18 protein-coding genes and 1 tRNA gene are annotated in these 20,946 nt (G+C 66.5%); 8 read left to right on the forward strand and 11 right to left on the reverse strand.

The features are described from left to right. Positions 1-2 precede the first annotated feature (2 nt). Together AAHB16_RS21785 and nodI are read right to left on the reverse strand one after the other, a co-directional pair. Positions 3-866, reverse strand: coding sequence for an ABC transporter permease (locus tag AAHB16_RS21785; RefSeq protein ID WP_150371125.1), 864 nt, complete (start codon positions 864-866; stop codon positions 3-5). A 1-nt stretch (position 867) separates the two neighbouring features. Beyond that, positions 868-1,779, reverse strand: coding sequence for a nodulation factor ABC transporter ATP-binding protein NodI (gene nodI, locus AAHB16_RS21790; protein ID WP_342051946.1), 912 nt, complete (start codon positions 1,777-1,779; stop codon positions 868-870). Positions 1,780-1,930: 151 nt separating this feature from the next. Here nodI and AAHB16_RS21795 point away from each other — a divergent pair, with 151 nt between their 5' ends. Next, a complete protein-coding gene (locus AAHB16_RS21795) occupies positions 1,931-2,548 on the forward strand; it encodes a LysE family translocator (protein WP_150371127.1) in 618 nt (205 codons plus the stop codon). Positions 2,549-2,613: 65 nt separating this feature from the next. Here AAHB16_RS21795 and rpsU read toward each other — a convergent pair whose 3' ends face one another. Further along, on the reverse strand, positions 2,614-2,826 hold the full coding sequence (gene rpsU, locus AAHB16_RS21800; protein ID WP_029044331.1) for a 30S ribosomal protein S21: 213 nt from the start codon (positions 2,824-2,826) through the stop codon (positions 2,614-2,616). A 402-nt stretch (positions 2,827-3,228) separates the two neighbouring features. On the opposite strand from rpsU, the gene AAHB16_RS21805 reads away from it, so the two are divergent. Next, positions 3,229-4,803: a M14 family zinc carboxypeptidase gene (locus tag AAHB16_RS21805; RefSeq protein WP_342051947.1), complete on the forward strand. Its 1,575-nt coding sequence runs from the start codon at positions 3,229-3,231 to the stop codon at positions 4,801-4,803. A 73-nt stretch (positions 4,804-4,876) separates the two neighbouring features. Here the strand turns inward: AAHB16_RS21805 and AAHB16_RS21810 are convergent. The 3 genes from AAHB16_RS21810 to fdxA all read right to left on the reverse strand — a co-directional run bounded on the left by AAHB16_RS21810 (position 4,877) and on the right by fdxA (position 6,685). Then, positions 4,877-4,952: transfer RNA gene (locus AAHB16_RS21810), tRNA-Asn, on the reverse strand. A gap of 215 nt (positions 4,953-5,167) precedes the next feature. Further along, positions 5,168-6,274 (reverse strand): NAD(P)/FAD-dependent oxidoreductase, encoded by a 1,107-nt coding sequence (locus AAHB16_RS21815; RefSeq protein ID WP_150371129.1) that lies wholly within the window; start codon positions 6,272-6,274, stop codon positions 5,168-5,170. 87 nt (positions 6,275-6,361) lie between these two features. Then, a complete protein-coding gene (gene fdxA / locus AAHB16_RS21820; RefSeq protein ID WP_150371130.1) occupies positions 6,362-6,685 on the reverse strand; it encodes a ferredoxin FdxA in 324 nt (107 codons plus the stop codon). A gap of 332 nt (positions 6,686-7,017) precedes the next feature. On the opposite strand from fdxA, the gene AAHB16_RS21825 reads away from it, so the two are divergent. The 6 genes from AAHB16_RS21825 (at position 7,018) to AAHB16_RS21850 (ending at position 13,589) form a co-directional block, all read left to right on the forward strand. Continuing rightward, positions 7,018-7,539, forward strand: coding sequence for a hypothetical protein (locus tag AAHB16_RS21825; protein WP_150371131.1), 522 nt, complete (start codon positions 7,018-7,020; stop codon positions 7,537-7,539). Between the two features lie 88 nt (positions 7,540-7,627). After that, complete coding sequence (gene pncB, locus AAHB16_RS21830; protein WP_150371132.1) at positions 7,628-8,803, forward strand: nicotinate phosphoribosyltransferase; 1,176 nt, start codon at positions 7,628-7,630, stop codon at positions 8,801-8,803. 109 nt (positions 8,804-8,912) lie between these two features. Then, positions 8,913-9,599 (forward strand): LutC/YkgG family protein, encoded by a 687-nt coding sequence (locus AAHB16_RS21835; protein ID WP_342051948.1) that lies wholly within the window; start codon positions 8,913-8,915, stop codon positions 9,597-9,599. A 181-nt stretch (positions 9,600-9,780) separates the two neighbouring features. After that, a complete protein-coding gene (locus tag AAHB16_RS21840) occupies positions 9,781-11,178 on the forward strand; it encodes a sodium:proton antiporter (RefSeq protein WP_342052019.1) in 1,398 nt (465 codons plus the stop codon). 5 nt (positions 11,179-11,183) lie between these two features. Further along, a complete protein-coding gene (locus tag AAHB16_RS21845; protein ID WP_342051949.1) occupies positions 11,184-12,179 on the forward strand; it encodes a 2-hydroxyacid dehydrogenase in 996 nt (331 codons plus the stop codon). A 6-nt stretch (positions 12,180-12,185) separates the two neighbouring features. Then, positions 12,186-13,589 carry a DNA recombination protein RmuC gene (locus AAHB16_RS21850; protein WP_342051950.1) on the forward strand — a complete coding sequence of 468 codons (1,404 nt, stop codon included), beginning with the start codon at positions 12,186-12,188 and terminating at the stop codon, positions 13,587-13,589. 16 nt (positions 13,590-13,605) lie between these two features. On the opposite strand, the gene AAHB16_RS21855 is transcribed toward AAHB16_RS21850, so the two are convergent. The 5 genes from AAHB16_RS21855 to AAHB16_RS21875 all read right to left on the reverse strand — a co-directional run bounded on the left by AAHB16_RS21855 (position 13,606) and on the right by AAHB16_RS21875 (position 20,650). Next, positions 13,606-13,881, reverse strand: coding sequence for a hypothetical protein (locus AAHB16_RS21855; RefSeq protein WP_109580544.1), 276 nt, complete (start codon positions 13,879-13,881; stop codon positions 13,606-13,608). Positions 13,882-14,102: 221 nt separating this feature from the next. After that, a complete protein-coding gene (gene moeA, locus AAHB16_RS21860) occupies positions 14,103-15,401 on the reverse strand; it encodes a molybdopterin molybdotransferase MoeA (protein ID WP_342051951.1) in 1,299 nt (432 codons plus the stop codon). 9 nt (positions 15,402-15,410) lie between these two features. Continuing rightward, positions 15,411-16,019, reverse strand: coding sequence for a molybdenum cofactor guanylyltransferase MobA (gene mobA / locus AAHB16_RS21865; protein ID WP_342051952.1), 609 nt, complete (start codon positions 16,017-16,019; stop codon positions 15,411-15,413). Between the two features lie 14 nt (positions 16,020-16,033). After that, positions 16,034-17,158, reverse strand: coding sequence for a GTP 3',8-cyclase MoaA (gene moaA / locus AAHB16_RS21870; protein ID WP_150371139.1), 1,125 nt, complete (start codon positions 17,156-17,158; stop codon positions 16,034-16,036). A 231-nt stretch (positions 17,159-17,389) separates the two neighbouring features. Beyond that, entirely contained in the window at positions 17,390-20,650 is a 3,261-nt protein-coding gene (locus AAHB16_RS21875; RefSeq protein ID WP_342051953.1) for an Rne/Rng family ribonuclease, read from the reverse strand. Positions 20,651-20,946 lie beyond the last annotated feature (296 nt).

Genomic DNA, 20,946 nt, shown 5'->3' on the forward strand with positions numbered 1-20,946 from the left:
GCTTACTTCAGCATCCGCCGGCGCAGCAACACCAGCGCCAGCACCAGCGCGACCACCGCATAGACCAGCAGCACGCCCAGATGCAGGCCCACGTGCTGTACCGGCGTGCCCAGCATCAACGGACGGATCAGCGCCACGGCATGCGAGAGCGGCAGGAAGGCCGTGGCCGTGCGCACGCCTTCCGGTAACTGCTCGAGCGGGAAGAACACGCCGGACAGCAGCAGCATCGGCGTCATCACGAGCGTCTGGTAGAACATGAAGAAGTCGTAGCCCGGCGCCAGCGACGTCACGATCATCGCGAGGCTCGCGAACGTGATGCCCGCGAGCACGATCACGGGTAGCGCCATGAGCGCGCCAGGCATCTTCGCATAGCCGAGCGCGCCCGCCACGAGCATGATGGCCACGCCGGACAGCACGGCCTTGCTGGCCGCCCATACGATCTCGCCCAGCACGACGTCCCCGAGCGTGAGCGGCGCATGCATGATGGCCTCCCACGTGCGCTGCACGTGCATGCGCGAGAACGCCGAGTACATCGCCTCGAAGCTCGCCGACATCATGACGCTGGACGCCGTGGTACCCGCCGCGAGAAACGCGATATACGACACGCCGCTGACCTGGCCGACCAGCAGTCCCAGCCCGAGCCCCAGCCCGAACAGATAGATCATCGGGTCGGCGAGATTGCCGATCATCGAGGGAATCGCGAGCTTCTTCCACACCATGAAGTTGCGATACCAGACCATCATCCAGTTGCGCGCATTGCGCGGCAGCAATGGCTGGGGGTAGTGCGTGGGCACGGCCGCGGCGCCCGCTATCGAGGCGGTGCCCGCGCGGTTCACGCCGGTATTGGGGGGGTCCTGTTCGCTCATCTCAATCTCTCATGTCGCGGCCGGTCAGCTTGAGGAATACGTCCTCGAGATTCGCGGGCCGGTGCAGATAACGGATGCCCGCGCGGCCATGGAGCGCGGCCAGCAGCGGCGCGGGCTCGCGCACGTAACAGTACAGGGTCTCGCCACGCATCTCGCAGCGCTGGCCGAAGGGGCGGACCACTTCGTGGATCGGCCCCAGCTCGTCGCCATAGATCTCCACGACGTCGCAGCCGATTTCGCTGTCGATCAGCTCATGCGGCTTCCCCTCGGCGATCTTGCGGCCCCCGTCGATCACGCACAGGTGGTCGCACAGGCGTTCCGCTTCCTCCATGAAGTGCGTGGTGAGCAGAATGGTCTTGCCCGCGGCGATCAGCGACTTCAGGCGTTCCCAGATCAGGTGGCGCGCCTGCGGATCGAGGCCGGTCGTCGGCTCGTCCATCACGAGCAGATCGGGATCGTTGATCAGCGCGCGCGCGACCGTCAGCCGCCGGCGCATGCCGCCGGAGAGATCGCGCACCTGCGCCTTGGCCCGGTTCTCGAGGCGCGCGAACTCGAGCAGCTTCGGTACACGCTCCTCGATCACGGCGGAAGACAGGCCGAAATAGCGGCCGAAGATGCGCAGGTTCTCGATCACCGAGAAATCGGGATCGAGGTTGTCGAACTGCGGCACCACGCCCACGCGCATGCGTGCCTGCGGCGCGCGCTGCGGAATCGGTTCGCCGCACAGCGTGAGCGTGCCGGAGGCGGGCGTGGTGAGCCCCAGCAGCATGCGCAGCGTGGTGGTCTTGCCGGCGCCATTGGGTCCCAGCAGCCCGAAGCACTGGCCACGCTGGACTTCGAGGTCGAGGTCGTCGACCACGACGGTGTCGCCGTAGAGCTTGCGCACCTTGCGCAGTTGGAGGATGGCAGTCAAGGCTGGCCTCGTTGGATGCAATACCCGCCATTATGCCGATCGTCGCGTGCCGCAATGCAGCACCAATAACATCGGCAGGGGACATGCAGACAGCGGGCGAGCTTTGTACTACGCTGTGGCGACTACAACCTTCGACGCAGGGGACAGAAAGATGTCGTTCGAACACTGGCTCGCATTCGTGCTGACGAGCATCGTGATCCTGATCATCCCGGGACCGACGATCCTGCTCGTGATCGGCGATGCGCTCGCGCATCGCGGCCGCAGCGCCTTCGCCACCGTGGCCGGCGTGGCCGCCGGAGACCTCACCGCGTTCACGCTGTCGATGGCGGGGCTGGGCGCGGTGCTCGCGGCCTCGGCCACGCTGTTCACCGCGCTCAAATGGGCCGGCGCCGCCTATCTCGTGTATCTGGGCGTACAGGCGCTGCGATCGGCGGGCAGGGCGGAGGCCATGCAGGTATCGTCGCAGGCCGGCAGCGGCCGCCAGCGCTTTGCCAAGGCGTGGCTGGTCACGGCGCTGAACCCGAAGAGCATCGTGTTCTTCGTGGCGTTCGTGCCGCAGTTCCTGGACCCGCATCTGGGGTTCTGGCAACAGGCCGTCGTGCTGATTCCGACCTTCGTCGTGATGGCGAGCGCCAATGCGATGGTCTACGCGCTGCTGGCGCGATCGCTGGCCACACGGCTGACCACGCGCCGTGCGCAGTCGAACGTGCAGCGGGCCGGCGGCATCACGCTGATCGGGGCCGGTGCGCTGATCGCGGCCAAGAGCTGAGATAGAAACCCGGGACGAAAAAAAACCGCCAGCTTGCTGGCGGTTTTTTTACTTGCTGATCCGAATCAGTACAGCTTCTTCGGCAGCATTTGCATGCGGAGACGCTTGCGCAGGCGCGATTCAGCAGCCTTCTTCTTGCGCTTGCGCTCGGTCGTCGGCTTTTCGTAGGCCGTACGGCTCTTCAGTTCCACGATCAGGCCAGTCTGCAGAATGGCGCGACGGAAACGACGCATTGCAACTTCAACGGGCTCACCCGGTTTCAGAACGATCTTAGTCAACTCAGTCCTTTAGGAAATGCCGCGGGCAGCGGCGGTTCATACGGGGGGAAACGTCGTCGCAGTCCGGCTCCGGAGCCTTGGGCGACTGAGGTATGCACGCTACGGCGAGTGCCGCGGTGCCCCCCGAGGACCTGCAAGAGAGCGATCGGGGTGTTCTGGCCAAATTTTCCTACGTAGGTAAAAACTTGGCGGGGCCTACCTGTTTCCTTGGATATTGCGCAAGTAATACGCCGGTAAGCTTTTACAGGTTTACGGGTCGGGCGTCAAGTGAAAGCGCCCTGAACGGGTCAGGCGGCGCCGCCAAGTGCGGCGGTGTCCCTTCGGAAGTTTCGGAAGGCGGCGATGGACCCCGGATATCCCCGCGTATAGCTTTCAGCACACGACTGCGATGCGGGGGATGTCATGCGCGAGGGTGGCTGGCGAGGGATGCTGTGCAAGGTGTTGATCGGCGCCGTGGCGGCCTGGGGCCATCCGCGGGTATCGCTGGCCGCGCTGGCCGCGTCAAACCCCTTCGATGCCGTGGCGGCCTGCTATCGCGGCGTGGCGCGCATCCAGACGGATATGGCGGAGCTCGAACGGCATTATCCGCAGCTAGCGCGCGTGGCGCTGGTCGGGCAGACGTGGAGCCAGCGCCAGATTCAGTCCCTGCGCGAGCTGGTGGGGCGCATCCTGCCGGCACGTGTCCTGCCGGTGCATGTCGAGCGCGCGCGCCGGCACGGCATCGTGGCGCTCGTGCTCGGCAACCGTGCGGGCCCGCCGCGCCGCGACAGGCCGCGCATGGTGATCACGGCGGGATTGCACGCGCGGGAGCTCGCATCGTCCGAGGGCGCCATGCGGTTCGCTGAATGGCTGTTGCGAAGCTATGGTGAGGATCCCACCGCGACATGGCTGCTCGATCGCCACGAATTCCACATCATCGTCCACGCGAATCCCGATGGCCGTGTCATGGCGGAGCAGGGCGTTCTCTCGCGAGGCGGCGGCTGGCGCAAGAATCTCAATGTCGTGGACGGTCATTGTTCCGCCTCCCCGATCGATTCCGGCGTCGATCTCAATCGCAATTTCCCGCACGGCTGGGGTCGCAGCACGCAGGCATCGGCGAGCGATCCGTGCGACGAGACCTATCGCGGTCCGGCACCGCTGTCGGAGCCTGAGACGCAGGCCATCGTGCGATACATCGCCGGCGTGCGTGACGGCGATGGCAGATATCGCGGCGGCATAATGTCTGACTTGCGGTCTGACCTGCGGTCTGACCTGCGCGCGGGCTGGCCCGCGCCGGCCGATTACCCGGGCCTCTACGTCGATCTGCACAGCTTTGGCGGATGGATCCTGTGGCCCGATGACGATGCGCGCGCGATGACCGCGCTTGCGCAGCGCATGGCCTGGCTCACGCGCTATCGCGCGGTGCAGCGTCTGGGCTATGCCGTCGATGGCGATGCGGCGGCCATGTTCCGCGCGACACTGGGTGTGCCGTCGCTCGTGATCGAGATGGCGAAGTCGTTCTACGAGCCATGCTACGAATTCCAGCGCACCAGCCTGCCGCCGGTTCTCGATGCACTGCGTTACGCGGCCCGCACGCTCGGTGCGCCACAGGCGCTCTCGCGTGGTCCCGATGTGGCGCAGATCCGGTTATCGGCGTCGCGCGCGCGACAGGGCGAGGTCGTGACCGTTTCCGCGACGCTCGACAGCGATCGGTATCGATACGATCGCGGCTTGCGCGGTCAGCCGCCCGTCAGGCGCACGGTGCCGCGGATCGCGGTGGCGGGGCACGCCGCGGTGCGTGCGATGCCGGGAGACGTGGGTGCCGTGCCTGTCGTGCTGCGCGTGAATCGGCGATCGGGCGCGACGGCCGAGGTATCGGGCACGCTGGAGACCGCGGACCTGCCGGTCGGGCGGCATCTCGTGTTCGTGCAGGGGATTGGGCTGGGAGGACTGCGCGGCGCGCCCGATGCCGTGTTCCTCGATATCGAGGATTCTTGAAGCACGCACAAACGAAGCGTGTACCAAAGAAAAAAGGCCGATGCTTTCGCATCGGCCTTCCTTCTCTATCGGTTGGCTCCCCGACCTGGGCTCGAACCAGGGACCTACGGATTAACAGTCCGGCGCTCTACCGACTGAGCTATCGGGGAACAGCTGAGAAAGAGATTATAACCAGCTTCTCTTCGTTTCGTCAACAACTTTTTGACGTTTTGCTTTCGTGTGAATGCATGTCGGAAGTCGCTGCTGAAACTCTGGTTCGCTGTTTGTCCTGCTCAACAGCGAGGCCGCATTATAGCGACGCTTTTTGGTTTGTGCCAGAAAAAAACCGCCCGGAGGCGGTTTTTTCTTTCGCGACCGGAAACGATCAGTCGAACACCGGCGAATCGACGCCGAGGATCTTGTGCAGCTTCGGCGAAGTCGTCGTGTACTGCATGTGGATCTTCTTCTCGGGGAAGATGTACGGCGCGGCGCCGAACGCTGCCAGCGCGCACTCGTGGAAGCCCGACAGGATCAGCTTCTTCTTGCCCGGGTAGGTGTTGATGTCACCCACCGCGAAGATGCCCGGGACGTTCGTCTGGAACTTCTCGGTATCCACCTTGATCTGCTTGCGCTCGAGGTCCAGGCCCCATTCGGCGATCGGGCCCAGCTTCGGCGACAGGCCGAAGAACACGAGCAGATCGTCGAGCGGCAGGCGGCGCGTCACGCCGTCGGCACCGGCCACCTTGATCTCGGTGAGCACGCCGTCCTTCTCTTCGTAGCCGCTGATCTGGCCGACCAGGAACTGCATTTCCATCTGGTCGCACAGCTCCTTCATCTTGGCCACCGAGGCGGGTGCCGCGCGGAAGCCATCGCGACGGTGCAGCAGCACGATCGACTCGGCCTTGCCGTGCAGGTCCAGCGCCCAGTCCAGTGCGGAGTCGCCGCCGCCGACGATCACGAGGTTGCGGCCGTGGAAGCGGCTCGGATCCTTCACGCGGTAGAACAGCTGCTTGCCGTCGAACTTGTCGATGCCCTCGACCTTCACGGTACGCGGCTGGAACGAGCCCACGCCTGCGGCGATAAAGATGGTCTTGGTCAGGAAGCGCGTTCCGAGCGAGGTCTCGACGAAGAAGCGGCCGTCTTCACGGCGCTCGACGATCGTGACTTCCTGGCCCAGGTGGAACGTCGGTTCGAACGGCTCGATCTGCTTGAGCAGGTTGTCCGTCAGTTCCTGGCCCGTGCAGATGGGCACGGCGGGGATGTCGTAGATCGGCTTGTCCGGGTAGAGTTCGACGCACTGTCCGCCGACCACCTTGAGCGAGTCGATCACGTGCGCCTTGATCTCGAGCAGGCCCAGCTCGAAGACCTGGAAGAGACCGACGGGGCCGGCACCCACGATCAGCGCGTCGATTTCCAGCGGCTGGCCGCCGGCGTTGCCACCGTTGCCTTGCTGCGTCGCGTCGGCCACGGGATTGGGAATGCTCAAGTCCATATTCGTCCTGATACGTTGTGGGCACCGGGTGCCCGGCATTGCGGGAAAGCGCGTGGGGACGGCTTTCGTATTGCTTGTTGGTTGGTCTTAGCGCTGCAGGTATTGCAGCTTGTCGGTGGCGTCCTTCCACTCCTCGGCCTCGGGCAGCGGGGCCTTGGTCTTGGTGATGGACGGCCAGCTACGGGACAGCTCGGCATTCAGATCGATGAAGTGCTGCTGATCGCCGGGCACGTCTTCCTCGGCGTAAATCGCGTTCACCGGGCACTCGGCCACGCACACGGCGCAGTCGATGCATTCGTCGGGGTCGATGGCCAGGAAGTTCGGGCCTTCGCGGAAACAATCGACCGGACACACATCAACGCAGTCGGTATAGCGGCAACGGATGCAGGAGTCGGTGACAACGTGAGTCATTTCGGTTCCAGAAAAACGGGCGGTCTTCGATGGGGAAACTGGTTAGGCCACTTGTGTCGAGCGCAATGGTTTGACGCAAAGGCTTGAACGCGCAGGCTTGAACTCATAGGCGAGCGCGGGCCGTGGCCTTTCAAAGACCGCTATTGTAGCCGAGCCTTCCGGCAAGGATAGCGACTCTATATAGCTGGGTCAGACAGTTTTCTTATTTCTTTATGTGCTTCCGGTGCAAAACTGCCCGGAACGCCGCCTCGGACCGTGCATTCCGAACATTTGACGAGTGATTCCGGCCTACTATTCCCTTATATTTCCCGGGTCTTTAGGAGTTTTGCCCGATGCTGTTTTCCTCCCGCACGCGTATGCAGCTGCTTGCCGCGCCATGGATCGCGATGGCCGTCGCCGTCCCGCCCGCCGGCGAGGCGTCGGCCCAGACGCTGGCCGTATCGAACACGACCGACAGCGTGGTGGCGCGGCTCGTGGCATCGCGCGCCCGCGACGACCAGCCCGTCATGCTGTCGTCCCTGACGCCCTTCGAGTGGGACAGCTTCAGCGTGATCCGGGTGCCGGCGGGGGAAAGCATGGCCAACTGCGGCCGGCAGGGGTTCCTGCCGTGCGGGCCCGAGCTTCGCCCGTCGCCGGACGGCGTGGTGCAGGTGCTGCGGTTCGACCGGAACGGCGAGGCCGTCTACGAGGAGCGCATCATGGCGGCGTCGGGCCGGTTTGCCGACCCGTTGCCGAACGCCGTGCCGCGCGCGCACGCGACGCTCGTATCGTGCCCGGGGCCGGCGCGGCAGCCGGTCTGGTGCGTCAAGCCATACGGACCGCGCCCCGCGCAGCGCTTTCTCGACGGCGGCTGAGCGGGCCGGTGTGTGCGCCCGCGCGCGGGACTTCGGTTAGGATGTCTGCCTCCGCGGGTGCTGGCGCCCGCTTGCCTCATGGCCCGTTATGATCATTCGCTCGCTGCTCGACACCGACCTGTACAAGTTCACGATGATGCAGGTGGTCCTGCACCATTTTCCGCAAGCGCAGGTCGAGTACCGGTTCAAGTGCCGCAACAAGGTCGACCTGACGCCGTACGTTGACGATATCCGCGACGAGATCGCGCAACTGTGCGAGCTGCGCTTCACGGAAGAGGAGCTCGACTACCTGCGCGGCATGCGCTTCATCAAGAGCGACTTCGTCGACTTTCTCGCGCTGTTCCATCTCAACCAGAAATACGTGACCGTGGCGCCGTCGGCGAACGGCAACGGCGAGATCGACATCACGATCCGCGGGCCGTGGCTGCACACGATCCTGTTCGAGGTGCCGCTGCTCGCGATCGTCAACGAGGTGTACTTCCGCCGCACGCAGCCCGAGCCCGATCTCGCGGAAGGGCGCCGCCGCCTCGATAGCAAGCTCGCGCTGCTGCAGGCCGCCCCGTATGCGGACTGTGTGATCGCGGACTACGGCACGCGCCGGCGGTTCTCGCGCGACTGGCAGGAAGAGGTGCTGCTGACCGCGCGGCAGACGCTCGGCCCGCAGCTTGCGGGCACGAGCAACGTGCACTTCGCGCGGCTGCACAACATGACGCCGCTCGGCACGATGGCGCACGAGTACCTGCAGGCCTGCCAGGCGCTGGGCCCGCGCCTGCGGGACTCGCAGGTGTTCGCGCTCGAGAACTGGGCGCGCGAGTATCGCGGCGACCTCGGCATCGCGCTGTCCGATACCTATGGCTTCGATGCGTTCCTGCGCGACTTCGACCTGTACTTCTGCAAGCTGTTCGACGGCGTGCGCCACGATTCGGGCGATCCGCTCGAATGGGGCGAACGCATGCTCGCGCACTATGCGGACAATCGCGTCGATCCGCGCGGCAAGACGCTGATCTTCAGCGACAGCCTGAACATTCCGAAGGTCATCGAGCTGTACGAGCGGTTTCGCGGCCGCTGCCGGCTCGCGTTCGGCGTCGGCACCAACCTCACCAACGACCTGGGCTATACGCCGCTGCAGATCGTGATCAAGATGGTGCGCTGCAACGGCCAGCCCGTGGCCAAGCTGTCGGATACGCCCGAGAAGACGATGTGCGACGACCCTGGCTATCTGGCCTACCTGCGTCAGGTGTTCACGGTTCAGCGCGCCGCTTAGGATTATTCATGACGCCGCGCGCGCGAGCGAGGCTTGCGCGGGCGCGCGCGGGCCTATAATCGCCCGACCGCACTTCGCTTACCGCTCATCGCCTATCCGCCCGCCGACCATGGACACCACTGCCGCCCGCGACCGAATCCTTGCCCGCATCCGTTCCGCCCAGGGGCGTTCGCCGCAGGTCGGGCCGGGCGAGCGGGAAGCCGTGGCGGATTACCTCGCGCGGCATCCGCAGGGGCCGCAGCCCGCGCTGGGCGGCGATGTCCCGCAGGTGTTCGCCGAGCAGGCGCATAAGATGGCCTCGACGGTCGATCGCGTGGCCACGCTGGCCGACGTGCCCGCCGCGGCCGCGCACTATCTCGAAGGGCTGAACCTGCCGCGCCGCGCCATTGCCTGGGAGACGCTGGGCGACCTGCCATGGCAGGCGCACGGGCTCGACGTCGAGGTGCGGCCGCCCGTGCGCGATGCGCGCGGCGATCTCGAGCATGGCGATCTCGTCGGCATCACGGGCTGCTTCTGCGCGATCGCCGAAACGGGCTCGCTGATGCTGTTGTCGGGGCCGCAGACCTATGCCTCCGCGGCACTGCTGCCGGAGACCCATATCGCGGTGGCGCCCGTTTCGCGCATCGTCGCGAACCTCGAGGCCGCGTTCGCGCTGATGCGCGCGGAGCGCGGGGAGTTGCCGCGCGCCACCAATATCATCAGCGGTCCCTCGCGCACGGCCGATATCGAGCAGTCGCTCGTGCTCGGCGCGCATGGGCCGTATCGCGTGCACGTGATTCTCGTCGACGAGGCATAAGGCGCGAGCGGGGCTCGATTTGGCGGTATTGCGATGCCGATTTTGAGACCAGTCTCATAGGGCTTTGCTTTACACTGGGCCTTCCTTACGTCACAGGAAAGGCCTGCCGATGCCGGTGCTCGTCTTCCGTTTGCTGTCCCTCCGCTTGCTGCCGCGCCGTCTCCTGTCGCTTGCGGTCGTCATGGCCGCTGGCGTCATGCCTTCGCTCGCGCTCGCCGCCGATGTCGATGGCGCGGCACTGTCCCCGCTGTGGGGGCTGCCATTCGCGGGCATCCTGCTCTCCATCGCGCTGTGCCCGCTCGTGATGCCATCGGTCTGGCATCACCATTACGGCAAGATCGCCGCGGGGTGGGGGACGCTGTTTCTCGTGCCATTCGCGCTCGCGTTCGGCGCGCACGCGGCGGTGGCCAACGTCGTGCACGCGCTGTTCGCGGAGTACCTGCCTTTCATCGTGCTGCTGACGGCGCTCTACGTGGTGGCGGGCGGCATCTGCGTGCAGGGCAACCTGCATGGCTCGCCGAAGCTCAACACCTTCCTGCTCGGGCTCGGCACGGTGCTCGCGAGCGTGATGGGCACGACGGGCGCGGCCATGCTGCTGATTCGCCCGCTGCTGCGCGCAAACGACAACCGCCGCCATGTGGCGCACGTCGTCATCTTCTTTATCTTCCTCGTGGCGAATGCGGGCGGCGCGCTGACGCCGCTCGGCGATCCGCCGCTGTTCCTCGGCTTTCTGAAGGGCGTCGATTTCTTCTGGACGCTGCGCCATATCCTGCCCGAGACGCTGTTGCTGTGGGTCGTGCTGCTCGTGTTGTTCTACTTCGTGGACCGGCACTATTACGTGAATCGAGAGGAGTTGCTGCCGGTCGATCCGACGCCCGATTCGGGCGGACCTCGCGCCGGCATCCGCATCGAAGGCAAGGCGAACTTCGCGCTGCTGGTGGCCGTGGTCGTGCTGGTGCTCATGAGCGGCCTGTGGAAGCCTGGCGTCGTGTTCGACATCATGGGCACCGAGGTGCCGTTGCAGGCGGCCGTGCGCGATGGCCTGCTGATCGCCGTCACGCTGGTCTCGCTCGCGGTCACGCCGCGCAGCGCGCGCACCGGCAACGAATTCAACTGGGAGCCGATGCTCGAGGTGGGCAAGCTGTTCGCGGGGATTTTCCTGACCATCATTCCGGTCATCGCGATGCTGCGGGCCGGCACCGACGGTGCGTTCGCGGGCATCATCCACATGGTCAGCGACACCAATGGCCAGCCGATCGACAGCATGTACTTCTGGGCCACCGGTATCCTGTCGTCGTTCCTTGACAATGCCCCGACGTATCTGGTGTTCTTCAATACCGCCGGGGGCGATCCGGCCACGCTGATGACGCGCGACGCATCGACGCTGGCCGCCATCTCGGCGGGCGCCGTGTTCATGGGCGCCAATACCTATATCGGCAATGCGCCCAACCTGATGGTGAAGGCGATCGCGGAAAGCCGTGGCGTGCGCATGCCGAGCTTCTTCGGCTATATGGCATGGTCCGGCGCCATCCTGCTGCCGATCTTCTTCGTGATGACGTTTCTCTTCTTCCACGTGTGAGCGCTATGAAGCCTTCCATCCTCGTGACGCGCGCGATCTTTCCCGATGTGATCGATCGCCTGGCGCAGTATTTCGACGTCGACAGCAACCAGGAGGACGCGGTGCTGGACGCGGCCGCGCTGCGCGAACGGCTGGCCGGCAAGGCGGGCGTGCTCGCCAATGCCGCGGACCGTATCGATGGCGCGCTCGCGGCCGAGCTGCCGCAGCTGCGTGCCGTATGCAACATGGCCGTCGGCTACAACAACCTCGACGTGCCCGCGCTGACGGCGGCTGGCGTGGTGGCGACGAACACGCCCGACGTGCTGACCGAGACCACGGCCGATTTCGGCTGGGCATTGCTGATGTCCACCGCGCGGCGCGTGACCGAGTCCGAGCACTATCTGCGCGCGGGAAAATGGGAGCGCTGGAGCTATGACATGCTGGTGGGCATGGATGTGTTCGGCGCCACGCTCGGCATTCTGGGCATGGGCCGGATCGGTCAGGCCATCGCACGGCGCGCGTCGGGTTTCGGCATGCCCGTGATCTATCACAATCGCAGCCGCCTGCCCGCCGATACGGAACAGGCGCTCAACGCGCGCTACGTCGGCAAGGACGAACTGCTTGCGCAGGCCGACCATCTGATTCTCGTGCTGCCCTACAGCCCGGAGAGCCACCACGCGATCGGCGCGGCGGAGCTCGCGAAGATGAAGCCGACGGCCACGCTGATCAATCTCGCGCGCGGGGGCATCGTCGACGATGCGGCGCTGGCGAATGCGCTGCGCGCGCGGCAGATCTTCGCGGCAGGCCTCGACGTGTTCGAAGGCGAGCCGAGCGTGCATCCCGATCTGCTGACGGTGCCCAACGTCGTGCTGACACCGCATATCGCGAGCGCTTCCGAGAAGACGCGGCGCGCGATGGCGAACCTGGCCGCCGACAACCTGATTGCCGCGCTCGACGCAGGCCCGAACGCCGGACATCCGCCTTCGGTCATCAACCCCGACGTGTTGCCACGTCGTCGCTAGGTATTTATGGACTGGCTGCAAATCCTCACGTTCTTCGTCGCGCTGATCGGCGTGGCGCTACTCGTTGTGTTGCTGGCGCGCACGCGCACCGCGTCGTCCGAAGTCGAACTCGCACGCCTGCTTGCCGGTTCGCTGGCGGAACTGCGTGGGCAGGTGCGCGACGATGCGTCGCGCGGATTCGAGCGCGTGGAGCGCGAGCTGCGTCACGAGATCGACGAGACCGCGCGCGCGAGCCGTGGCGAGGCGGGCCAGCAGATGATGCGGCTGCAGCAGGCGCTGCTGTCGCAGCTGACCGAGATCGCGCGGCTGCAGAACAATCAGATCGACACGTTCGCGCAGCAGCTGGGGCGGCTGACCGAGTCGAACGAGCGCAGGCTCATCGAGGTGCGCGCGACCATCGAGCAGAAGCTGCGCGATATCGAGTCCAACAACGCGACCAAGCTCGAGGAAATGCGCCGCACCGTGGACGAGAAGCTGCACGCGACGCTCGAGCAGCGGCTCGGCGAATCGTTCAAGCTGGTCTCCGATCGGCTCGAGCAGGTGCATCGCGGGCTCGGCGAGATGCAGATGCTTGCGCAGGGCGTTGGCGATCTCAAGCGCGTGCTGACGAACGTGAAGACGCGCGGAACGTGGGGCGAAGTGCAGCTGGAAATGTTGCTCGAGCAGATGCTTACGGCCGAGCAGTACGCCAAGAACGTCGAGACCGTGCGCAATTCGGGCGCGCGCGTCGAGTTTGCGATTCGCCTGCCGGGCAAGGATGTATATGGCGAACCGGTCTGGCTGCCCATCGACGCCAAGTTCCCGAAAGAGCAGTACGAACGTCTGGTCGATGCGCAGGAGCGCGGTGACGTCGAGGGCGTGACGGCAGCGGGCCGCGAGCTCGAGGTGGCGTTGCGGGGCGAGGCGCAGAAGATTGCGGAGAAGTACCTCTCGCCGCCCGCGACGACCGATTTCGCGATTCTGTTCCTGCCGACCGAAGGCCTGTATGCCGAGGTCCTGCGGCGTCCGGGTTTGACCGACCTGCTGCAGCGGAACTATCGCGTGACCGTGGCAGGGCCGACGACGCTGACCGCGCTGCTCAACAGCCTGCAGATGGGGTTTCGCACGCTCGCGCTCGAGAAGCGCTCGAGCGAGGTCTGGGAGGTGCTGGGCGCGGTCAAGACCGAGTTCGGGAAATTTGGCGAGGTATTGGCCAAGACGCGCGACACGCTCGTGCGGGCGGCGCGCAATATCGAGCAGGCGGAAGTCCGCACGCGGCAGATGGAGCGCAAGCTGCGCAACGTGGAGGCGTTACCGGGGGAACTGGCGGAACAACTATTGGGGACGGTGCAGCCGGATGCGGGGCGGACCGCCGCGGGACCAGAGGCGCCCGCAGTGCCCAGCGAGCCCACAGCGCCCACAGCCGATTGATGGCAGCGCGGCGGGATCAGTCCTGCCGCGTCAGTTCACGGACGTGAACTTCGATGCCGCCGAAACGGGCGGCCACCCAGTTGTAGGCCTTGCAGCCCAGCCACAGGAGGCCAAAGCCGATCAGCGCGTTGAGAATCAGCGCCGTGAAAACGGTGATGCCCGGCAGGTCGCCATAGCGGACGAAGGCCACGAACAGGCCCATCGCCACGATCGGCACCGAGAAGCACAGATAGACCAGCACCAGCGCGCGGGCGGTCTTCACGGGGTGGAGGTAAGCAATCTCCTGGTTCATGACGGGGGTATGGGATGAGGAGGGTGTATGCATTTTCGTGCTGCAAGTGTAGCGACTGGGATTATGGCCGCATAGCCCGCCAAAGGAGCGTATGCGTAATTCCAAGGTTTGGTGCGTTCACGCGGCCAGCGAATGGTGCACAAAAACGACAGATTGGCGTGACCGCTTAGCGCTCATCGATTTTGGTGATCAATGTGACGGATCCATGTCAGGTCCGCCACTCAGATCAGCCCATCGAACAGCATCACCTCGACCGCACCGCCCGCGGAAACCGGACCCTGATCGTGGCCCAGCACGATAAAGCAGTTGGCCTCGCTCATCGAGCGCAGGACGCCCGATCCCTGTTGGCCCGTGATGCGGACCTCCCACTCGCCATCGGCACCGCGCGCGAGCACGCCGCGCTGGTACTCGGTACGGCCCGGCTTCTTGCGAATCGGCCCCGCGCTGCGCACGCGGAACAGCGGCAGCGGCGGGACCTCCGCGCCCATCTGGCGATGCAGCGCGGCGCGCACGAAATGGTAGAACGTGACCATGACCGCGACCGGATTGCCGGGCAGGCCGAACAACAGCGCATCGTGGCCATCGGATGTGATGCGGCCAAATGCCATCGGGCGGCCGGGCCGCATCGCGATCTTCCAGAACGTGACTTCGCCAAGCCGCGACATGGTCTGCTTGGTAAAGTCCGCTTCGCCGACCGACACGCCGCCCGACGTGATGATCGCGTCCGCGTTTTCGCAGGCGGTGCGGAACGCCGTCTCCAGCGCATCGGGATCGTCGCGCACGACGCCCATGTCGATCAGGTCCACATGCAGGCGGCGCAGCATGCCATGCAGCGTGTAGCGGTTGGAGTCGAACACGCAGCCGGGGTCGAGCGGCTCGCCGATCGAGCGCAGCTCGTCGCCCGTGGAGAAGAACGCCACGCGCAGCCGGCGCCGGACCTTGATCTCGGGAATGCCGAGCGAGGCCAGCATGCCGATATCGGCGGGGCGCAGGATGCGACCGTTCTGCAGGGCGGCCTGGCCGCGGGCGAGATCCTCGCCGCGCAGGCGGCGGTTGTCCCCCGCGCGCACCGCATCGGCGGCGAAGCGGATGCGCTGGGTGCCCGCGCCGTCGTCGATCACCTCAACGAATTCCTGCGGAATCACGGTATCGCACCCGGCCGGCATGACGGCACCGGTCATGATGCGCACGGCCTGCGTGGCCGAAGCCGTGACGCCGATGGCGCCGCCGGCGAAAGACGTGCCGGCGACGTCGAGCGTGACGCCATCGGCCGTGGCGGTGGCCAGCGCGGCGCCCGAGAACGCATAGCCGTCCATCGCCGCGTTGTCGTGAGCGGGCACGTCGATCGGCGAGACGATGTCTTCCGCGAGCACGCGGTCGAGCCCGGCGCGGATGGCGACCTGCTCGATGCCGCGAATCGGCTCGATCACGTCGGCGAGGATCGATGCGACCTGATCGACGGACATCGCGGAAGGATCGTAGTCGGACAGGCAGGAGATAACGGATTGCAGGGAAGGCATCGGTCGGGGTCAGCGCGCTTCGAAGGCACGCAGTTCGTCCAGCGTGTTGATATTGGCGAAGGCGCCGGCATCGTCGAATGGCACATCGACGCGCGGATGGCTCGCCGCCCATGTCTCGATCTTGCGTTCGCCGCGATCCAGATAGTCGCGCAGGCTGTCGCGCAGGGACGCGGCCATCAGGCAGAACGCCGGCTGCGGCTGGCGGCGGTCACCGGCGAGGGTCACGGGCATGGCGATCTTCGCGCCGCTGACGACGATCGCCTCCGCGAGCCGCGCAACGAGGTCGGTGGGCAGGAACGGCGTGTCGCAGGGAGAGGCGACCATCCATGCGGTGTCGCAGCGTACGAGTCCGGCGAGCATCCCGGCCAGCGGGCCGTCGAAGCGGACCGCGTCGCCCGGCGCGTCGTCGCTGACGACGGGCACGCCGAACGACGCATAGACATCGAGATGGCGATTGGCGTTGATGAGCTGGGTGCCGGTCTGCGGGGCAAGCCGGCGCAGCGTATGGAGCGCCATCGGCGTGCCGTGCAGCGTCTGCAGGCCCTTGTCGACGCCGCCCATGCGGCTGCCGCGGCCGCCAGCCAGGATCAGTCCGGTGATGTCGGATCGGTCGATCATGAGATGCCCATCGCTCAGCCGCCGATGTACGACATCTCGATCTTCTGTTCGGCGCGCGCGAGCCGCACGGCGGGGTCGCTACGCTGTTCCGAATAGTTGTCGGTGCGCCCGCGCCAGACCTGCGCGATCGCATTGGAAACCTCGAGGTCGCTATGGCCCCCGCGCAGCAGCGCGCGCAGGTCGTAGCCTTCGGTCGCGAACAGGCATTGATACAGCTTGCCCTCGGTGGACAGGCGAATGCGGCTGCAGTCGCCGCAGAACGCGTGCGTGACGCTCGAGATCACGCCGATCTCGCCCGCGCCATCGCGATAGCGCCAGCGCTCGGCGGTCTCGCCCGTGTAGTTGGCGGCGATCATCTCGAGCGGGAACGCTTCGTCGATCCGGCGCACGATTTCGTCCGAAGGCATGACTTCGTCCATCTGCCAGTGATTGCTGGCACCGACGTCCATGAACTCGATAAACCGTACGATGATCCCGGTATTGCGGAAATGGCGCGCCATGGGCACCACTTCGGCGTCGTTCGTGCCGCGCTTGACCACCATATTGACCTTGATCGGCGCGAGGCCCACGGCCTGCGCGGTCTCGATGCCGTCTAGCACGTCGCGCACCGCGAAGTCGACGTCGTTCATGCGCCGGAAGGTCGCATCGTCGATCGCATCGAGGCTGACGCTCACGCGGGTCAGGCCCGCGTCGCGCAGCGCGCGCGCCTTGCGGGCGAGCAGGGAGGCATTGGTGGTCAGCGTCAGGTCGAGCGGCTTGCCGGACACGGTCTCGATGCGCGCGAGCATTTCCACGAGCCGCTCGATGTTCTTGCGCAGCAGCGGTTCGCCGCCAGTCAGCCGGATCTTCTCCACGCCGTGCGCGACGAACAGCCGCGCGGCCCGCTCGATTTCCTCGAAGCTCAGCAGCGCCGAGTGCGGCAGGAAGGTGTAGTCCTTGTCGAACACCTCCTTCGGCATGCAGTAGACGCAGCGGAAATTGCAGCGGTCGGTCACCGAGATGCGCAGGTCGTGCAGCATGCGGCCACGCGTGTCCGTCACCAGCCCCGTCGGCGGGGTGAGGCGGGCGGGAATGGCCGGCACCATCGAACGATATCGATGTTCGCGCAGGTCGAGGATCGGAATGACGGTGTCGGTCATGAGCGGGGGCGTTCGCGACGGCACAGGCCGCGGCTATGGATGCCATTCTAGCCGACACCGTCAAACTACCGCGCCGGGACGGGCATACACCTGGGGCGACAGTTCAGGAGTACAGATGTTGCGGTGCGCCGGAAGTTGTCCGGTTTCGCCAAAAAAAAACCGGCAGGCCTTGCGGCGCTGCCGGTTCGTCGTGCTGTCGCGGCCCCTCGGGAGAGCGGCCGCGAAGGCGCGTTACTGCTGTTGTTGCTGTTGCTGCTGCGTGGCCGGGTCGGCCTGGCGGCTGCCCGTTTCGACCAGGACCATCGGGCCCTGGGGCAGCGGCGGCAGCGGCTTGCGCTCGCGGGGCACGCGCGGTGCCGGCACGATGCGGGCAGCGGCTTCCTGCGCGGCGCGGTGCTTGCTGTCGTCGGTGTGCACCCATTGCAGGCCTGCCGCGGCGAGCATCGGCTCGAGCGCGGCCTTGGCGATGCCGGCCGTTGCGGCCGGGGCTGCAACAGGCGCGGCGGCCGGGGCTGCGACCGGGGCTGCAACCGGAGCTGCAACCGGGGCTGCAACCGGGGCTGCAACCGGGGCTGCAACCGGGGCGGCCGTCACTTCGGGCGACACGCTCGCCGGTTCCGGTGCCGCGGCGGCTGCCGGGGCGGCGATGGGCGCTGCCACCGGCTCGGCTGCCGGTGCCGCTGCCGGTGCGGAATAGCTCGCCGCAACAGGCTCGGCTTCCGGCGTCACCGGTGCGAACACGGGCTCCGGGGCCACCGGGGTGGCGGCCGGGGTCGGGGCCGCCGGCACCGCCACGGCCGTGACCGGCTCGGCAGCGGGTTGCGCCACGGGCTCCGCCGCCGGTTGCGACACCGGTTGCACTGCCGATTGCGATACCGGCTGGGCGATCGGCTGCGATACCGCCGGCGCGGCCGTTTCGACAAACTCGGACTCGGATTCGGTCACGCCCGCTGCCACCTCGGCGAGGTTGGCGACGTTGTCGCCGTCCGCGCCCTGTGCCTCGTCACGCTCGCGACGGTAGCGGTTGCGGCCACGGCGGTTGCGGCGGCGGCGCTCTTCACCCTCGCCACCTTCCGTCGCCACGCCTTCCAGGCCTTCGGCACGCTCGAGCGCATCGGCGCCTTCCGCGGTGTCGAACGTCTGGGCGATCGTCGCCGGCGCGGACTGGATGGCCTCGAACGCGGTCTGCGGCGCGGCGGCCACGGCGTTCAGTTCATCGGTCGTCTCGCCTTCGCGCGACTCGCCGCGCTCGCGCTGACGTTCACGCTGGCGTTCGCGGCGTTCCTGATTGCGCTCGCGACGGCCGCCTTCCGGACGGGCCTCGGTACCCGCGGCGGCATCCGCCTGACGGGCCACGGCCGGCGTAGCCTGCGCATCGCGCGGGGCACGGGCCGGACGCTCACCGCGCTCGGCACGCTCGCCACGCGGTTCGCCACGCAGGTCGGCGCGTTGTTCGCCACGCGCCTCGCGCGGCTCACGCTGCTCCTTCTCGCCACGCTCGCCGCGCTGGCCACGGCCTTCGCCGCCACGCTCGCCGCGCTGGCCACGTTCGCCACGTTCACCGCGCGCCTCGTTGCCGGCACGGCCACGACCTTCGCCGCGCTGGCCACGCTCACCGCGCTCCCCACGCTCGCGGCGGCCTTCGCCACGACCTTCACGGCCCTCGCGACCCTCACGGCCTTCGCCGCGCGCTGGCGTCGAGGCGGCTGCCTTGACGGGCTCCGCCGCCGGCGCCGCCGGACGGGCACCGAACAGGCCCTTCAGCCAGCCGATAAAGCCGCCGGCCGCCACCGGCTGCGTGGCCGGAACCGGACGCGCAACGGGAGCTTCCGGACGCGGCGCGCGCTCGGGGCGCGGCACCGACACCGGCGCGGGCGCGTCGGGCGTGATGCCCTTGACGGCCGCTTCCTGGCGCGGACGCGCGTCTTCCTTCTTGCGGCTGCTGTAGCTCGTATCGGCTTCCAGTTCCTTGGCCGCGGCTTCCGCCATGCGGTAGCTGGCCGTGGAATCCTCGAGGCGCGGATCGTCGTGACGCAGGCGCTCGAGCTTGTAATGCGGGGTTTCGAGGTGCTTGTTCGGGATCAACAGCACGTTGACCTTGAAACGCAGCTCGATCAGGTTGATTTCCTGGCGCTTCTCGTTCAGCAGGAACGCCGCGACTTCCACGGGCACCTGGCAATGGATCGCCGCGGTGTTCTCCTTCATCGCCTCTTCCTGGATGATGCGGAGCACCTGCAGGGCGGACGATTCGGTATCGCGGATATGGCCAGTACCGTTGCAGCGCGGGCACGTGATGTGCGAACCCTCGGACAGCGACGGACGCAGGCGCTGACGCGACAGTTCCATCAGGCCGAAGCGGCTGATCTTGCCCATCTGCACGCGTGCGCGGTCGTGGCGCAGCGCATCCTTCAGGCGCGTTTCCACGTCCTTCTGGGCCTTGCCCGACTCCATGTCGATGAAGTCGATCACGATCAGGCCGCCCAGATCGCGCAGGCGCAGCTGGCGGGCGATTTCGTCGGCGGCCTCGAGGTTCGTGCGCAGCGCCGTTTCCTCGATGTCCGCGCCCTTGGTGGCGCGCGCCGAGTTCACGTCCACGGAGACGAGTGCTTCGGTATGGTCGATCACGATCGCGCCGCCCGAGGGCAGCATGACCATGCGCGAGTAGGCCGATTCGATCTGGTGTTCGATCTGGAAGCGCGAGAAGAGCGGCACGTCATCGCGGTACTTCTTCACGCGATTCATGTTGTCCGGCATCACCACGCTCATGAAGGCGCGGGCCTGCTCGTAGATCTCGTCGGTATCGATCAGGATTTCGCCGATATCGGGCTGGAAGTAGTCGCGGATCGCGCGGATCACGAGGCTCGATTCCAGATAGATCAGCAGCGGGGCCTTGTTGTCGCCGGCGGCGCCGTCGATGGCCTTCCACAATTGCAGCAGATAGTTCAGATCCCACTGCAGTTCCTCGGCCGCGCGGCCGATGCCCGCGGTCCGGGCGATGATGCTCATGCCGTCCGGCACCTGCAGCTGCGCCATGGTTTCGCGCAGTTCCTGACGGTCTTCACCCTCGATGCGGCGCGACACGCCGCCGCCACGCGGGTTGTTCGGCATCAGCACGAGGTAACGGCCGGCCAGCGAGATGAACGTGGTCAGGGCGGCGCCCTTGTTGCCCCGTTCTTCCTTTTCGACCTGGACGATCAGTTCCTGGCCTTCGTGCAGCGCGTCCTGGATGCGCGCGTTGCGCACGTCCACACCTTCCTTGAAATACGCGCGGGCGACTTCCTTGAACGGCAGGAAGCCATGGCGCTCTTCGCCGTAGTTGACGAAGCACGCCTCGAGCGACGGCTCGATGCGCGTGATCACGCCCTTGTAGATATTGCCTTTGCGCTGTTCGCGCCCGGCAGTTTCGATGTCGATGTCGATCAGCTTCTGACCATCGACGATCGCGACGCGCAATTCCTCTTGTTGCGTCGCATTGAACAGCATGCGTTTCATCGCAATACCTCACTCCAGTGTCGCGCGGGGCCGAAAGCCAAAGGGTGGCCGTGCGCGCAACGATCCATGGAGCACGCGAGGAAAGAGAGCAGGGTGGGAGAATTGCCAGGGCACCGGCGCGCAAGACATGCGAACCGGCAAGGGCACGGGTGAGGGAGAGGCGATGACGTCGAGGCAGTCGTCCGCTGGCAGGGAGGGGCACCAAACAAGTCCTGCTCCTCGTGCAGCGGCTCCGGCGAACTCCCGGATGCCAGCGGCGGCGCGCCAGCACTGCATGCCTGCGGCATGGGTGCCTC

The sequence above is a fragment of the Cupriavidus sp. OTU4054 genome (genome assembly GCF_038440175.1).
Lineage (GTDB): Bacteria > Pseudomonadota > Gammaproteobacteria > Burkholderiales > Burkholderiaceae > Cupriavidus > Cupriavidus pauculus_D.

Bases quoted from the DNA above. Each gene is read 5' to 3' on its own strand.
- pncB (WP_150371132.1), top strand. From the start codon at position 7,628: ATGATCATTCGCTCGCTGCTCGACACCGACCTGTACAAGTTCACGATG.
- fdxA (WP_150371130.1), bottom strand. From the start codon at position 6,685: ATGACTCACGTTGTCACCGACTCCTGCATCCGTTGCCGCTATACCGAC.
- AAHB16_RS21840 (WP_342052019.1), top strand. From the start codon at position 9,781: ATGGCCGCTGGCGTCATGCCTTCGCTCGCGCTCGCCGCCGATGTCGAT.
- moeA (WP_342051951.1), bottom strand. From the start codon at position 15,401: ATGCCTTCCCTGCAATCCGTTATCTCCTGCCTGTCCGACTACGATCCT.
- AAHB16_RS21815 (WP_150371129.1), bottom strand. From the start codon at position 6,274: ATGGACTTGAGCATTCCCAATCCCGTGGCCGACGCGACGCAGCAAGGC.
- AAHB16_RS21845 (WP_342051949.1), top strand. From the start codon at position 11,184: ATGAAGCCTTCCATCCTCGTGACGCGCGCGATCTTTCCCGATGTGATC.
- mobA (WP_342051952.1), bottom strand. From the start codon at position 16,019: ATGATCGACCGATCCGACATCACCGGACTGATCCTGGCTGGCGGCCGC.
- AAHB16_RS21875 (WP_342051953.1), bottom strand. From the start codon at position 20,650: ATGAAACGCATGCTGTTCAATGCGACGCAACAAGAGGAATTGCGCGTC.
- AAHB16_RS21825 (WP_150371131.1), top strand. From the start codon at position 7,018: ATGCTGTTTTCCTCCCGCACGCGTATGCAGCTGCTTGCCGCGCCATGG.
- AAHB16_RS21835 (WP_342051948.1), top strand. From the start codon at position 8,913: ATGGACACCACTGCCGCCCGCGACCGAATCCTTGCCCGCATCCGTTCC.
- AAHB16_RS21855 (WP_109580544.1), bottom strand. From the start codon at position 13,881: ATGAACCAGGAGATTGCTTACCTCCACCCCGTGAAGACCGCCCGCGCG.
- moaA (WP_150371139.1), bottom strand. From the start codon at position 17,158: ATGACCGACACCGTCATTCCGATCCTCGACCTGCGCGAACATCGATAT.
- AAHB16_RS21805 (WP_342051947.1), top strand. From the start codon at position 3,229: ATGCGCGAGGGTGGCTGGCGAGGGATGCTGTGCAAGGTGTTGATCGGC.
- AAHB16_RS21795 (WP_150371127.1), top strand. From the start codon at position 1,931: ATGTCGTTCGAACACTGGCTCGCATTCGTGCTGACGAGCATCGTGATC.
- AAHB16_RS21785 (WP_150371125.1), bottom strand. From the start codon at position 866: ATGAGCGAACAGGACCCCCCCAATACCGGCGTGAACCGCGCGGGCACC.
- AAHB16_RS21850 (WP_342051950.1), top strand. From the start codon at position 12,186: ATGGACTGGCTGCAAATCCTCACGTTCTTCGTCGCGCTGATCGGCGTG.